Here is a 13,545-nt window from a genome sequence, read left to right as displayed (position 1 = left end):
CCGCACCACCCCAAACGACGACGTCGGCCTTCAAGACCACAACCAGGTCTCGAAGGCCGACGTCACGCGAGGCCCCGAAAAAACCAACAGCATCCAGACGCTCCGGGGCCACCGCCCCTTTCATGCCGGGGCGACGCCCCGAAATCTACTTGTACGGCGTACAGGAGATGTCTTACGGTGTACAGCGTCCTAAGCCATACACCGTACGAGAGCACGGGAACCAGGAGTCCGTATGACGGCGACCTCCGCCGAGCAGAACGACCTCGGCCCCCGGAGCGGCCACGCCCGGCGCTGGCTGATCCTCGGGGTCATCTGCCTCGCCCAGCTCACGGTGCTGCTCGACAACACCGTCCTCAACGTGGCGATCCCCTCCCTCACCGAGGAACTGGACGCGTCCACGGCCGACGTGCAGTGGATGATCAACGCGTACTCCCTCGTCCAGTCCGGTCTCCTGCTCACCGCCGGCAGCGCGTCCGACCGGTACGGCCGGAAGAAGATGCTGGTCACCGGACTTGCGGTGTTCGGCCTCGGCTCACTGGTGGCCGGACTCGCGCAGACCTCGGGGCAGCTGATCGCCGCCCGCGCGGGAATGGGCGTCGGGGGAGCGCTGCTGATCACGACCACCCTCTCCGTGGTCGTGCAGATCTTCGACGACACCGAGCGTGTCAAGGCCATCGGCATCTGGTCGACCGTCAACTCCCTCGGCTTCGCGGCGGGTCCGCTGCTCGGCGGGGCCATGCTCGACCATTTCTGGTGGGGCGCGATCTTCCTGATCAACATCCCCGTCGCGGTCGTCGGCCTGATCGCGGTCGTCCGGCTCGTTCCGGAGTCCCGGAACCCGAGCGGCGACCGGCCCGACCTGATCGGCGCCCTGCTCTCGACCATCGGCATGGCGGCCCTGGTGTACGCGATCATCTCCGGCCCAGAGCACGGCTGGAGCTCCTCCCCGGTGCTGCTGACCGCCTTCGCCGGGGTCGCGGTCCTCACCGGGTTCGTCCTGTGGGAGCTGCACATCCCGTACCCGATGCTGGACATGCACTTCTTCCGGAACCAGCGCTTCACCGGCGCGGTGGCCGGCGCGGTCCTCGTCGCCTTCGGCATGACGGGTTCGCTCTTCCTGCTCACCCAGCACCTCCAGTTCGTGCTCGGCTACGAGCCGCTGGAGGCCGGGCTGCGCACCGCTCCGCTCGCCCTCACCGTCGTCGCGCTCAACCTCACCGGGACGGGCGCCCGGTTCGTGGGGAAGGCGGGCACCCCCGCCACCATCGCCACCGGGATGTCCCTGCTGGCCGCCGGACTCGCGGCGATCGCGCTCCTCGGCGGGCGGGCCTACCCGGGGATGCTGCTCGGCCTGGTCGTCATGGGCGCGGGGGTCGCCCTCGCCATGCCGGCCATGGCCAACGCGATCATGAGCGCCATCCCGCCCGAGAAGGCGGGGGTGGGTGCCGGGGTGAACGGCACCCTCGCCGAGTTCGGGAACGGCCTGGGGGTCGCCGTCCTCGGCGCGGTGCTCAACTCGCGGTTCGCCGCGCTCGTACCGGGGGCCGTCGGCGCCGCCTCGCTCCCGGCCGTACTCGGATCGGTGGAGGGGCCGGCGGAACGCGAGCGGGTCATGGACGCCTTCGCCTCAGGTCTCGAGGTCAGCCAACTCGTGGGCGCCACGGCGGTCCTGGCGGGCGGGCTGCTCGCGGCGGCTCTCCTGCGGAAGGCGGAGCGGGCGGAAGCGGACTGAGCACCCCAGGTCGCGGGCATAGCATCGTGACAGGGGTGCCGGCACACAGGAGTGCCACGGCGAGAGAAGGAGCGTGCGCCATGGGGTCGGCCGCAGACCGTGTGAAGAGCCCTTCGCGGGTCAGCGTGTGGCTGGACCGGCGGACCCCCTCGCGTACCCGGAGGTCGGATCAGCCGACCGGACTCGACCGGGAGAGGATCACGACCGCGAGCGTCCGGCTGCTGGACTCCGACGGCCTCGCGAAGTTCTCCATGCGCCGCCTCGCCGCCGAGCTCGACGTCACCGCGATGTCCCTCTACTGGTACGTCGAGACCAAGGACGACCTCCTCGAACTCGCCCTGGACACCGTCTTCGGGGAGATCCCGGCCGCGCCCGAGGACCCCGACTGGCGGGTGCGGCTGCGCGCGCTGGCCACCAGCTACCGCCGGATGCTGGTCCGCCACCCCTGGGCGTCGGCCCTCGCGGGCAGGTTCCTGAACATCGGACCGCACTCGATGCTCTTCTCCTACGCGGTCCAGGACGTCGTACGCGCCACCGGCCTGCCGCTGGAACGGCAGACGGGCGCGACGGCGGCCGTCTTCCAGTTCGTCTACGGATTCGGCACCACCGAGGGCCACTTCGTGCAGCGGACCGCCGAGGCCGGGCTCACCCAGGACGAGTACGTCGCCCGCGCCATGAGCACGATCCGCGCCGATCCGGAACTGCGACAGGTGATGCGGCCCTCGGAGGAGCTCATGGCGGCGCGCGGCGGGGGTGACGTGGAGGAGATGCGGGAGCGGGACTTCGTCTTCGCGCTGGATCTCCTGATCGCGGGCATCGAGGCGACCTGCGCGGGCGCGGCCCGTCCCGCGTGACCGGCACGCCCGCCGTCAGTAGCCGCGCCGGGTGTCCACCGTCAGTGAAGGTGCTCGTCCTTCGACGACCGACTCCCAGCAGGCCTGGAAGTCGGTGATCACGTCCTCGTCGGCCGTGATGCCGGCGGAGTGCGAGGTGATCACCGTGCGGGGCAGCCGCCAGGCCGGGTGACCGGGCCCGGCGGGCTCGTCGGGCAGTACGTCGAGCACCGCCCGGCGCACCGACCCGTCGTGCAGCGCGGTCTCCAGGGCCGGCATGTCCACGGTCGCGCCCCGGCCCGCGTTGATGAAGGTGGCGCTCCGCATCGCGGCGAACCGCGTCGCGTCGAAGAAGCGATCCGTACCGCTGGTCAGGGGCAGGGTGGACACCACCCACCGGGCCTCGGCGAGCGCCTCACGCTCCTCGGCGGATCCCGCCCGGACCACCGAGTCGAAGCCGGTGGCCCCGGGGCGGGCCGTGCGGGCCACACCGACCGTGCGCACGCCGCAGGCCCGCAGCAGACCGGCGACGGCGGAGCCGATGCGCCCGGCGCCGTGGATCACGGCGGTCGTCCCGGCCACCGGCTCGGAGGGCAGTCGCCGCCACCGCGCCCGGGCGTGCTGGTCCGAGTGCTCCGGTACGGACTGGGCCTCGGCGAGCATCCAGGCCAGCGCGTACTGCGCGATCCGTTCGCCCATCCGTCCCACGGTCCGCGTCAGCAGGGCGCTCCCGGGCCACGGGCCGGATGCGAGCAGCGCGTCCGTGCCCGCGTTGACGCTGTGGAACCAGAGCAGCTCCGGGGTCCGCAGCGCCTCGGGCAGCGTGTCGCCCACGTACACGACGGGAACGCCAGGTCCGGCGTCCCCCGGCGTCCCGGCCGGGCGCCCGGCGATCCGTTCCAGTGCGCGGACCACGTCCGGGCCCACCGAAGGGGAGGTCAGCAGCAGGGCCCGCGCGAGCGGGTCCCGGTCGGGCGGTGTCATCGCTCGGATCAGCCGCCCGCCAGGTGGGCGGGGAAGCCGCCGGTGGCGACCGGTCCCCAGCGCTCCGGAGTGATCCGGATGATGGACTTCCCCTGCTTGACCATCGCCGCCCGGTACTCGTCCCAGTCCGGGTGCTCCCCGGAGATGTTGCGGAAGTACTCGACGAGGGGCTCGACCGAGTCCGGCGAGTCGATCACCTCGGCCGAGCCGTCGATCTGCACCCACGGGCCGTTCCAGTCGTCGGACAGGACGATCAGGCTGACCCGCTCGTCCCGCCTGGCGTTACGGGTCTTGGCCCGTTCGGGGTAGGTGGAGACGACGATCCGCCCCGAGTCGTCGACGCCGCAGGTGAGCGGGGAGCCCTGGGGCCGCCCGTCGGACCGGGTGGTCAGCAGGATCGCCCGGTGCCGGGGCCGCACGAAGTCCAGGAGCTCCGCGCGGTCCACGTCGGTGTTGGTCGCGATGTTGGGTGCCATACGGCCAACCCTAGGACGAGCTACCCGGGAAGCGAGTCGCCCTGCACCGCCTGGATGTCGAGCTCCACGCGCAGGGTCGTGCCGATGGCGGAGATGCCGGCCTGGAGCACCTGGTTGTAGTTCATGGCGAAGTCGTCGCGGCGCAGCTCGGCCGTCGCGTGGAACGCCGCCCGGACGCCGCCCCACGGGTCGGGCCCGGTACCGAGGTAACTGAGGTCGAGATCGACGTCGCGGGCGACGCCGTGCATGGTGAGCACACCGTGCACCGTCCAGCGGTCCGGCCCGGCGGGGGTCAGCGCACGGGAGCGGTAGGTGATCTCCGGGTACGTCTCCACGTCCAGGAAGTCGGCCGACCGCAGGTGCTTGTCCCGCATGCCGTTGCCCGTGTCGATGCTGGTGGAGGCGATGAAGGCCTCCACCCGGGAGTGCTGGACGTCCTCGGCGATCTCGATCCGGCCGCCGAAGTCGGTGAACCGGCCGTGCACGCTGGAGATGCCCAGGTGCTGTGCGACCGCGGCCACCGAGGAGTGCACCGGGTCCAGCGACCAGGTGCCCGGAGGGGGCAGTTCCACGCCGCCCTGGCGGGCCAGAACCACGGTTCCGGCCTCGACCCGGCCGCTGGCGGTGACGAGGGCGGTCGACGCGGCGGGGGCGTAGCCCACCGCTGTGACGATCACCGTGTAGGCGCCGGCGGACAGGAGTTCGTCGGTGCGGACGGCCCCGTTCTCGTCGGCGGCGGCCCGGAGCACCTGGGTGCCCGTCATGTCGGTCACCGTGACGACCGCGTGCTGGACCGCCCAGCCGTCCCGCGTACGTACCTGTGCGCGAAGTCCCATCCCGTGTTCTCTCCTTGCTCAAATCACTCGTGAAGCAGCGACTCAATGAGTCGGGCCCCGGGCGGGACCGGCAGGCCGTCCCCTGCCTGCCGATCCCGCCGCGGGGCCCATTTCCGCCGGCGTCACAGCCTCTCCGCTCGAAGTGCTGTTCCGCCAGGGGTCTTTGTGGACCTTCGGTGTCGTTACTCGCCCGGGTGGGCGAGCTCGATGTCGTGACCGTCGACTCCGCCGCCGTCCACGGTCAGCGAGCCGGCCACCGGCGGGTAGCCGGTCGCGATCACGGAGTACTCACCGGCGTCCAGGTCGGTGAAGGCGTACGCGCCGTCCTCACCGGTGGTCGACGTGGCGACGACGTTGCCCGCCGCGTCGATCAGGGTGACCCGCGCGTCGTTCAGCGGGGCTCGGCCGGAGCCGGCCCTGACGACGCCCCGCACCAGCGCACCCGACCGCAGGGCCACGTCGACCCGGGTGACGCCCTGGCCGCCGACCTCCACCGGCGTGGCCAGCGGACGGTAGCCCGCGGCCGTGACGGCGACGGTCACCGAACCGGGGATCAGCTCACCGAAGGTGAACTCTCCCGTGTCGCTCGAGACACCGGTGGCCAGGACGTCGCCCCGCACATCGGTGACCACGACCATGGCGCCCTGGACCGGGGCGTTGCCCTCGGCGGTCCGCACGGTCCCGGAGAGGCCGCTCGTACCGGCGAGCAGAATGTCGAAGGCCAGCGGCTCGTCGCCGACGACCACGGTGGACGCCTGCGGCTGGAAGCCGTCGGCGGACGCGATCAGGACGTAGCTGCCGGCGCCCGGAGCGTCCAGCACGTAGCCGCCGTCGGCCTGGGCGACCGAGCGCCCCAGCTGCCGGCCGCCGAGCGAGATCAGCGTGACGGCGGCACGGGCGACGGGTGCGCCCTCGGCGCCCCGGACCACACCGCGGACGGGGGTTCCCTGGATGGTCAGCTCCTTGGTGGCGGTCGTGCCCTCCAGGGTGTCGACCGAGGTGACCCCGGCCGCCGACCCGGCGGTCGGCGCGGTGCCGGTGGTGGCCTCGACGGACTCCGTCGCGGCGGCCGCCTCGGCGGGGGCGCTGTCGTTGCCGGCCCTGGTCCTCAGCGCGACCTCCTTGATGAAGAGGGTCAGCACGAAGGCGACGAGCGCGGCGGGCGCGGCGTACAGGAAGACGTCGGCGACACCGTGGCCGTAGGCGGTCTCCATGATCGTGCGGAACGGTGCCGGGAGCTTGTCCAGGTCGGGGATGCCCCCGCCACCGGTGCCGCCGTGGCCGAGCGCCGCACCCTGCGGACCGAGGTCGGCGAGGCCGTCCTTGACGTAGTGGGTGACGCGGTTGGCCATGACGGCGCCGAGCGCCGAGACGCCGACCGCACCGCCGAGGGAACGGAAGAAGGTGACCACCGAGCTGGCCGCGCCCAGGTCGGCCGGGGCCACCTGGTTCTGCGTGGCGAGCACCAGGTTCTGCATCATCATGCCGACACCGAGACCCATGAGGAACATGAAGATCGCGATGTGCCAGTACTCGGTGTCGTACCGGATGGTGCCCAGCAGGCCGAGGCCCGCGGTCAGCAGGAAGCCGCCGGTGACGAGCCAGACCTTCCAGCGGCCCGTCTTGGTGATGATCTGGCCCGACACCGTCGACGACAGGAAGAGACCGGCGATCATCGGGATGGTCATGACGCCGGACATCGTCGGCGACTTGTCGCGGGCCAGCTGGAAGTACTGGCTGAAGAAGACGGTGCCCGCGAACATGGCGATACCGACGAAGAGCGAGGCCAGCGAGGCCAGCGTGATCGTGCGGTTGCGGAAGAGGCGCAGCGGGATGATCGGCTCGCTGGCCTTGGACTCGATCAGCAGGAACAGCGCGATGAGGACGACGGTGCCGCCGAGCATCGTCCAGGTCTGCCAGGAGATCCAGTCGTACTTGTCACCCGCGAAGGTCACCCAGAGCAGCAGCAGCGAGACACCGGCGCTGATGAAGAAGGCGCCCGCCCAGTCGACCTTGACGTCCCGCTTGACCACGGGGAGCTTCAGGGTCTTCTGCAGCACGATCAGGGCGATGACCGCGAACGGCACACCCACGTAGAAGCACCAGCGCCAGCCCATCCAGCTGGTGTCGGTGATGACACCGCCGAGCAGCGGGCCGCCGACGGTGGCGACGGCGAAGACCGCGCCCAGGTAGCCGCTGTAGCGTCCACGCTCACGCGGGGAGATCATCGCGGCCATCACGATCTGGGCGAGGGCGGAGAGACCGCCGACGCCGATGCCCTGGACCACACGGCAGGTGATGAGCATGCCGCTGCTGGTCGAGAGGCCCGCGACTATGGAGCCGCCGACGTAGATGATCAGAGCGATCTGGACCAGCAGCTTCTTGCTGAAGAGGTCCGCCAGCTTGCCCCACAGGGGGGTGGTGGCGGTCATCGCCAGGAGCGAGGCGGTGACGACCCAGGTGTAGGCGCTCTGACCGCCGCCGAGGTCGGAGATGATCTCGGGCAAGGCGTTGGAGACGACCGTCGACGACAGGATCGCGACGAACATGCCGAGCAGCAGCCCGGTCAGCGCCTCCATGATCTGCCGGTGTGTCATCGGCGTGCCTGCGGGGGCCTCGGGGGCCCCGTGCTTGGCGTGGCCGCCCCGCACACCGGATGGTGTGGTCGTAGCCATGTAAATCCTTCTCTTTGCTTCTGTTACGCGGGTGTACGGGTGTGCGCGTCTTCGGAGTGCCCGGCGTGGCCGTCTTCTTCGTGCCGTCCGGGGGCGCACCCCCCGGGGCCGTGACAGGTGAAGCTGTCGCGTAGCCGGGACAGCAACGTGTTGAGCTGGCCGACCTCTTCGTCGGACCAGTCGATGAGGTTGTGGGCGAACATGTCGGTGGTCCGCCGGTTCAGTTCGTCGAGCAGTTCGATGCCGGCGGGGGTCAGCCGCAGGATGCGGGACCGCTTGTCCTCCGGGTCCGCGGACCGTTCGATCCAGCCGTTCTCCACCGCGTGGGTCACGTGCCGGCTGGTCACCGACATGTTCACGGAGAGGAGTTCGGCGAGACGGCTGATCCGCATCTCGCCGTACCTGCCAAGCAGCGCCAGCACGGTGGCGGAACCACCGGGGCACTCGGAGGGCAGGATGCGGGTGAGGCCCCGTTTGACCGCTCCGACGGCGCTGAGCTGCCGGGCCAGTTCTTCGTACTGGCTCCGTGCTGCCACTGGCCCCTCCAGACGTCTCGCGAGGTCATCTTGTTGCTTAGGGCAACGATAAAAGCACTTGGTTGCCGCAGGCAAATGAAAGAGCCCTTGCAGAAGTAAAGGAAACCCCAAGCCTGCGTAGGCGGCCGGTCAAGCGTGCAGCGCACGGGGGATGTCCCCGGCCGGATGTGTTCCTCGCCACAGGCCCAGGCCCTGACGAGGGTGGATGGAGGTGGTGCGGTGCGCTCGGGCGGTCCCGTGAAAGGGATGTGTGCGAGACGCGGGGGCATCGGCCCCCGCGGACCCGGGGGTTGGGCGGAAGGCCTGGGTTCGCTAGGGTCCTGGGCCATGGCACACAACCCCCACGCCCCGCAGCCGGGCCCCGAGGGCTCTCACGACCCGGCGGGCAGCACGCAGATGTTCCGCGCCTTCGTCGACGAGGGTGAGCCGCAGCGCGGCCCCCAGCCGGCCGCGGCCTCCTCAGGTTCGAGGACCGGGGTGATCGTGGCGGTCATCGCGGTCGTCGTCGTCCTCGGCGCGGTCGCCTGGCTCGCGCTCGGCTGACCGGACTCCACCCACTCGGCCCGTACGCCCTCCCGGAGGGCCTGCGGGCCACCAGGGGCCCACGCCTGAGCGCGAGGGCCCTCCGGCGCCGCTCCCGCACCGCTCCGTCGGCGCGGTAGCGTTCGCGTTTCCCGTGCGTGCACGAGCGCCCCTCCGCGCGGACTGCGTGTGTGAGCGCCCCCCTCGCGGACACGGCGAAGCCGCCGGGGCGGCGAGTGCGCGCCCGGCGGCCGGTGAGCCGTGTGTGCCGTACCGACCCCGGAGGATCAGTCGGCGATGAGCCCCTCCCTGAGCTGGGTGAGTGTCCTGGTCAGCAGCCGGGAGACGTGCATCTGAGAGATGCCGACCTCCTCGCCGATCTGCGACTGGGTCATGTTGGCGAAGAAGCGCAGCATGATGATCTGCCGCTCCCTCGGGGCGAGCTTGGCCAGCAGGGGCTTCAGCGACTCGCGGTACTCGACACCCTCCAGCGCCGCGTCCTCGTAACCCAGGCGGTCCGCCAGCGACCCTTCGCCGCCGTCGTCCTCGGGTGCCGGTGAGTCCAGCGAGGAGGCCGTGTAGGCGTTGCCCACGGCCAGGCCGTCGACCACGTCCTCCTCGGACACCCCGAGGGCCTTGGCCAGCTCCGGCACCGTCGGCGACCGGTCGAGCTTCTGGGCGAGCTCGTCACTGGTCTTGGTGAGGGCGAGCCGGAGCTCCTGGAGGCGCCGCGGCACCCGGACCGACCAGGAGGTGTCGCGGAAGAAGCGCTTGATCTCCCCGACGACGGTCGGCATCGCGAACGTCGGGAACTCCACGCCCCGTTCGCAGTCGAAGCGGTCGATCGCCTTGATCAGGCCGATGGTGCCGACCTGGACGATGTCTTCCATGGGTTCGTTACGGCTCCGGAACCGCGCCGCCGCGTACCGCACGAGCGGGAGGTTGAGCTCGATGAGTGTGTCCCGCACATAGGCCCGCTCCGGGCTGTCCGTTCCGTCGGGGCCCGAGGCGGGCCCCAGTGCGGCGAGCCGCAGGAACAGGGAGCGGGACAGGGTGCGGGTGTCGATGGCTTCCGGCGAGCTGGTGAGCACGGCAGGTGCCGGCACGCTCTTCGTGAGCGTGAGCACCTTCGAGCTGCCCTGTTCTGCGGACATGCCACCCCCTTGAGGTCGCGGACGGTCGCGGTGGCCACGACCATCGGAGGAACGCAGCCTCCACCTGAATACCGGAGGTAGGGCTGCGGCAAACGCGGTTCCAGCAGAATGTCACATGTCGGCAACACGCTGTAGTGACTTGTCGACATGTCAGCGCCGAAACCGTGCAGGAAACAGGGGGTGTGAGGCTTTTACGCCCCCCGGATCCGGTCCTCCAGGGGTCTACCCGTTCTGGTTACGCTTCGATCCTGTTTGCGGACCTCAACCGAGCGAAACTTCTGGCGAGAAGCCTTGACACATGCATCTGGGAGACGCCCAGTTCGGCGCTGATCTGGGACTGCGTCAGGTTGTTGTAGTAGCGCAGCAGCAGGATCCGCTGCTCGCGCTCGGGCAGCTGTACGAGCAGATGCCGTACCAGATCGCGGTGTTCGACCCCGGCCAGCGCCGGGTCCTCGTAGCCCAGCCGGTCCAGGAGTCCGGGCAGGCCGTCCCCTTCCTGGGCGGCCTCCAGCGAGGTGGCGTGGTACGAGCGCCCCGCCTCGATGCAGGCGAGGACCTCCTCCTCGGAGATCTTCAGCCGTTCGGCGATCTCGGCGGTGGTCGGCGAGCGGCCGTGGGCGGTCGTCAGGTCCTCGGTGGCGCCGGTGACCTGGACCCAGAGCTCGTGCAGCCGCCGGGGGACGTGCACGGTCCGTACGTTGTCCCGGAAGTAGCGCTTGATCTCGCCGACCACGGTGGGCATGGCGAACGTCGGGAACTGGACCCCGCGTTCCGGGTCGAAGCGGTCGATGGCGTTGATCAGGCCGATCGTGCCGACCTGGACGACGTCCTCCATCGGCTCGTTGCGGCTGCGGAAACGTGCCGCCGCATACCGCACCAGCGGCAGGTTCGCCTCGATCAGGGCGGTGCGCACCCGGTGGTGCTCGGCGGTGCCGGGTTCGAGGTCCTTGAGGCGCCCGAACAGCACCTGGGTCAGGGCCCTGGTGTCCGCGCCGCGGGTCCTGGCCGGCGTGGTGGGGTCGGGGGTCTCGGTCTGGATGTCGTCCGTCTGGACGTTCTGGGGCGGGACTTGAGGCGCTGTACTGGCCGGCACGGTGTCGCCACCCCTTTGCGGTCAACTACGGTCAACTCATCCGTCAAAAGCGGTCATAGCATCACAAGACATGTCCACTGTGTGCAAGCACCTCATTCATTCGTGTTGAGGGCTTTCTGGTTTAAACATGCCGAAAAGCCCCTCTCTTGTGGGGAGGGGCTTGCGGGACCGGGGGGCCGAAGGGCTCAGAAGGGGTAGTCGGCGATCACCCAAGTGGCGAACTCGCGCCACAGGCCGGCCGCGGCCTGGTGGTCCGGGTGCTCGATGTAGCGCTTGAGAGCGTCCTCGTCGGCGACCGCGGAGTTGATGGCGAAGTCGTAGGCGATCGGCCGGTCGGTGATGTTCCAGGCGCACTCCCAGAACTCCAGCTCCGGGATCTTCCCCTCGAGCGCGCGGAAGGCCTCGGCGCCCGCGACGACCCGCGGATCGTCCCGCTCGACGCCGTCGTTCAGCTTGAACAGGACCAGGTGGCGGATCATGGGGTCTCCTACTTCACGAGCTCGGACATGAATTCTCCGACGCCCTGAGCGGCGCTCGAGATTCCCTCGAACCCTACTTGGACCAGGTCGGCCGCCCGCTCGGGCGAGGTGATGATCGTGTACAGCACGAAGACCACAACCATGTAGAGCGCGATCTTCCTCGCCTGTGCCACGGCCCGCCCCGCCTCTCCCCTTCGATCACCTGTGCAGTCGCGTGATTCTAGCCGCACACATGGTCGTATCCGCTGGCCGTTTCCCGATCACTCACAGGGCTTTTAGGGCCTAAGGACCTTCCGATTCGGGCCCTTTGTCGGCAGGCGGGGCTTACGGCGGGGAGGAGCATGGAAGACGGGTCCGCCGCTGAGGCAGGATTGCGCGGACCCAGGAACGGGACCTCCATGAAGTCCCCACCGCGTGACCCCCTGACCGCGGCGAGGACCTGGTCCCCGTTCTCACCGGGGGAGACGGCTTGTCCCCCCGATGCCGTCTCCCCCGACCTGACGCCCGAAGGGCCCGGCGCATCCGCGCCGGGCCCTTCGTCGTTCCACCGGTTCCTCGGCCGCGGTCAGTCCTTCCGCAGGCCGACCGCGCCGGGGGTGGCGTCCTGGACACCGGCGTCCTCGCCGTTCCGGGGTGCCGGGACGGTGGCCGCGGTGGCCTCCTCGGCGGCCAGGCGCTCCATGCCGCTCGTGGTCTTGAGGGGCTTCTCCTTGACGAAGAGCACGGCGATCAGGCCGAGGAAGGCGAACGGGGTGGCGACGAGGAAGAGGTCCCCGGTCGCGATGCCGTACGCGTGCTCGACGATGTCCTTCATCGGCTCGGGAAGCTTCGTCATGTCCGGCACGGCGCTGCTGTGACCGCCCCCGGTGACCGGGATGCCGTTCGCCGCGAGGCCCTTGGCCATCTCGTCGGCCACCCGGTTGGCGAGGATCGCACCGAGCACGCTGGTGCCGATGGTGCCGCCCAGGCTGCGGAAGAAGGACAGCACGGAGGTCGCGGCACCCAGTTCGTGGGCCGGGACGTCGTTCTGCGCGGCGAGCACGAGGTTCTGCATCAGCATGCCGACGCCGATGCCCATGAAGGCCATGTAGACGCTGAGCAGACCGAAGTGCGTGTCGGCGTCGATCGTCGAGAGCAGGCCGAGGCCGGCCGTCATGATGACGCCGCCGGCGATGAGGTAGACCTTCCACTTGCCGGTCGCGGAGATGATCTGCCCGGCGATCGTCGAGGAGACGAGCAGCCCACCGATCATCGGGAGGCTCATCAGACCCGCGACCGTCGGCGACTTGCCCAGCGAGATCTGGAAGTACTGGGACAGGAAGACCGTCCCGGCGAACATCGCGATACCGACGAAGAAGCTGGCCAGCGTCGTGAGCGACACCGTGCGGTTGCGGAAGATGTCCAGCGGGATGATCGGCTCGGCGGCCCTGGACTCGACGAAGACCGCCGCCACCAGGAGCACCAGGCCGGTGGTCACCAGCGCGGCCGTCTGCCAGGACGCCCAGTCGAAGCTGTTGCCCGCGAGCGACGTCCAGATCAGCAGGGCGCAGACGCCGGCGACGATCAGGAAGGCGCCGGTCCAGTCGATCCTGACCTCACGCCGTACCGTCGGCAGCTTCAGGGTGCGCTGCAGCAGTACGATCCCGGCCAGGGCGAACGGGACGCCGATGAAGAAGCACCAGCGCCAGCCGAGCCACGAGGTGTCCACCAGGACGCCACCGATCAGCGGGCCCGCGACCGTGCCGACGGCGAAGACGGCACCGAAGATGCCCGCGTACTTCCCGAGCCGCCTCGGCGGGATGATGGCGGCCATGACGATCTGGGCCAGTGCCGTGAGGCCACCGGCGCCGACGCCCTGGATGACCCGGCTGATGATGAGGGTGACGACGTCCTGCGAGAAGCCGGCGACCAGCGAGCCGACCACGAACAGGCCGAGCGACAGCTGGAGCAGCAGCTTCTGGTTGAACAGGTCGGCGAGCTTGCCCCACAGCGGCACGGTGGCCGTCATGGCGAGCAGTTCGGAGGTGACGACCCAGGTGTACGAGGACTGGCTCGCCCCGAGGTCGGCGATGATCCGGGGCAGTGCGTTGGCGACGACCGTGCCCGCGAGGATGGCGACGAACATGCCTGCCATCAGGCCGGACATCGCCTGGAGTATCTGACGATTGGTCATGGAGGTGGGCGCCTGCTCGGGCGCCACGTCTGTGGTCACGGTGTCCTTCTTC

At 70.0% G+C, this 13,545-nt stretch carries 13 protein-coding genes; 3 read left to right on the top strand and 10 right to left on the bottom strand.

Annotated features, from left to right (window positions below; all coding sequences use genetic code 11):
- Positions 1-232 precede the first annotated feature (232 nt).
- Both ACGFNN_RS33915 and ACGFNN_RS33910 read left to right on the top strand, forming a co-directional pair.
- Positions 233-1,732, top strand: coding sequence for an MFS transporter (locus ACGFNN_RS33915; RefSeq protein ID WP_362669003.1), 1,500 nt, complete (start codon positions 233-235; stop codon positions 1,730-1,732).
- A gap of 80 nt (positions 1,733-1,812) precedes the next feature.
- Positions 1,813-2,586, top strand: a complete 774-nt coding sequence (locus ACGFNN_RS33910) for a TetR/AcrR family transcriptional regulator (protein ID WP_362669006.1) — start codon at positions 1,813-1,815, stop codon at positions 2,584-2,586.
- Between the two features lie 15 nt (positions 2,587-2,601).
- Here the strand turns inward: ACGFNN_RS33910 and ACGFNN_RS33905 are convergent, their stop codons facing one another.
- The 5 genes from ACGFNN_RS33905 to ACGFNN_RS33885 form a co-directional block, all read right to left on the bottom strand.
- Entirely contained in the window at positions 2,602-3,549 is a 948-nt protein-coding gene (locus ACGFNN_RS33905) for an NAD(P)-dependent oxidoreductase (protein ID WP_393561776.1), read from the bottom strand.
- An 8-nt stretch (positions 3,550-3,557) separates the two neighbouring features.
- A complete protein-coding gene (locus ACGFNN_RS33900) occupies positions 3,558-4,025 on the bottom strand; it encodes a PPOX class F420-dependent oxidoreductase (RefSeq protein WP_393561774.1) in 468 nt (155 codons plus the stop codon).
- A gap of 20 nt (positions 4,026-4,045) precedes the next feature.
- A complete protein-coding gene (locus ACGFNN_RS33895; RefSeq protein ID WP_393561772.1) occupies positions 4,046-4,861 on the bottom strand; it encodes a YceI family protein in 816 nt (271 codons plus the stop codon).
- Between the two features lie 182 nt (positions 4,862-5,043).
- Positions 5,044-7,536 (bottom strand): MFS transporter, encoded by a 2,493-nt coding sequence (locus tag ACGFNN_RS33890; RefSeq protein WP_393561770.1) that lies wholly within the window; start codon positions 7,534-7,536, stop codon positions 5,044-5,046.
- Between the two features lie 23 nt (positions 7,537-7,559).
- On the bottom strand, positions 7,560-8,072 hold the full coding sequence (locus tag ACGFNN_RS33885; RefSeq protein WP_393561768.1) for a MarR family winged helix-turn-helix transcriptional regulator: 513 nt from the start codon (positions 8,070-8,072) through the stop codon (positions 7,560-7,562).
- A gap of 327 nt (positions 8,073-8,399) precedes the next feature.
- On the opposite strand from ACGFNN_RS33885, the gene ACGFNN_RS33880 reads away from it, so the two are divergent.
- Entirely contained in the window at positions 8,400-8,615 is a 216-nt protein-coding gene (locus ACGFNN_RS33880; protein WP_362669024.1) for a hypothetical protein, read from the top strand.
- Between the two features lie 266 nt (positions 8,616-8,881).
- Here the strand turns inward: ACGFNN_RS33880 and ACGFNN_RS33875 are convergent, their stop codons facing one another.
- The 5 genes from ACGFNN_RS33875 to ACGFNN_RS33855 form a co-directional block, all read right to left on the bottom strand.
- The gene (locus ACGFNN_RS33875) at positions 8,882-9,748 is read right to left on the bottom strand and encodes an RNA polymerase sigma factor SigF (protein ID WP_362551166.1); all 867 of its coding nucleotides are present in this window, start codon (positions 9,746-9,748) and stop codon (positions 8,882-8,884) included.
- A 235-nt stretch (positions 9,749-9,983) separates the two neighbouring features.
- Positions 9,984-10,841, bottom strand: coding sequence for an RNA polymerase sigma factor SigF (locus tag ACGFNN_RS33870; RefSeq protein ID WP_362551169.1), 858 nt, complete (start codon positions 10,839-10,841; stop codon positions 9,984-9,986).
- Between the two features lie 185 nt (positions 10,842-11,026).
- The gene (locus tag ACGFNN_RS33865; protein WP_362669027.1) at positions 11,027-11,320 is read right to left on the bottom strand and encodes a Dabb family protein; all 294 of its coding nucleotides are present in this window, start codon (positions 11,318-11,320) and stop codon (positions 11,027-11,029) included.
- Between the two features lie 8 nt (positions 11,321-11,328).
- Positions 11,329-11,493, bottom strand: a complete 165-nt coding sequence (locus ACGFNN_RS33860) for a hypothetical protein (protein ID WP_362551174.1) — start codon at positions 11,491-11,493, stop codon at positions 11,329-11,331.
- 392 nt (positions 11,494-11,885) lie between these two features.
- The gene (locus tag ACGFNN_RS33855; RefSeq protein ID WP_393561786.1) at positions 11,886-13,493 is read right to left on the bottom strand and encodes an MDR family MFS transporter; all 1,608 of its coding nucleotides are present in this window, start codon (positions 13,491-13,493) and stop codon (positions 11,886-11,888) included.
- Positions 13,494-13,545: the final 52 nt, after the last annotated feature.

The organism is Streptomyces sp. NPDC048590 (genome assembly GCF_043199535.1).
Classification (GTDB): Bacteria; Actinomycetota; Actinomycetes; order Streptomycetales; family Streptomycetaceae; genus Streptomyces.
The sequence above is the reverse complement of the archived record's forward strand: the minus strand, read 5'-3'. Positions and strand labels throughout refer to the sequence as shown.

Bases quoted from the DNA above. Each gene is read 5' to 3' on its own strand.
- ACGFNN_RS33915 (WP_362669003.1), top strand. From the start codon at position 233: ATGACGGCGACCTCCGCCGAGCAGAACGACCTCGGCCCCCGGAGCGGC.
- ACGFNN_RS33910 (WP_362669006.1), top strand. From the start codon at position 1,813: ATGGGGTCGGCCGCAGACCGTGTGAAGAGCCCTTCGCGGGTCAGCGTG.
- ACGFNN_RS33905 (WP_393561776.1), bottom strand. From the start codon at position 3,549: ATGACACCGCCCGACCGGGACCCGCTCGCGCGGGCCCTGCTGCTGACC.
- ACGFNN_RS33900 (WP_393561774.1), bottom strand. From the start codon at position 4,025: ATGGCACCCAACATCGCGACCAACACCGACGTGGACCGCGCGGAGCTC.
- ACGFNN_RS33895 (WP_393561772.1), bottom strand. From the start codon at position 4,861: ATGGGACTTCGCGCACAGGTACGTACGCGGGACGGCTGGGCGGTCCAG.
- ACGFNN_RS33890 (WP_393561770.1), bottom strand. From the start codon at position 7,536: ATGGCTACGACCACACCATCCGGTGTGCGGGGCGGCCACGCCAAGCAC.
- ACGFNN_RS33880 (WP_362669024.1), top strand. From the start codon at position 8,400: ATGGCACACAACCCCCACGCCCCGCAGCCGGGCCCCGAGGGCTCTCAC.
- ACGFNN_RS33875 (WP_362551166.1), bottom strand. From the start codon at position 9,748: ATGTCCGCAGAACAGGGCAGCTCGAAGGTGCTCACGCTCACGAAGAGC.
- ACGFNN_RS33865 (WP_362669027.1), bottom strand. From the start codon at position 11,320: ATGATCCGCCACCTGGTCCTGTTCAAGCTGAACGACGGCGTCGAGCGG.
- ACGFNN_RS33855 (WP_393561786.1), bottom strand. From the start codon at position 13,493: ATGACCAATCGTCAGATACTCCAGGCGATGTCCGGCCTGATGGCAGGC.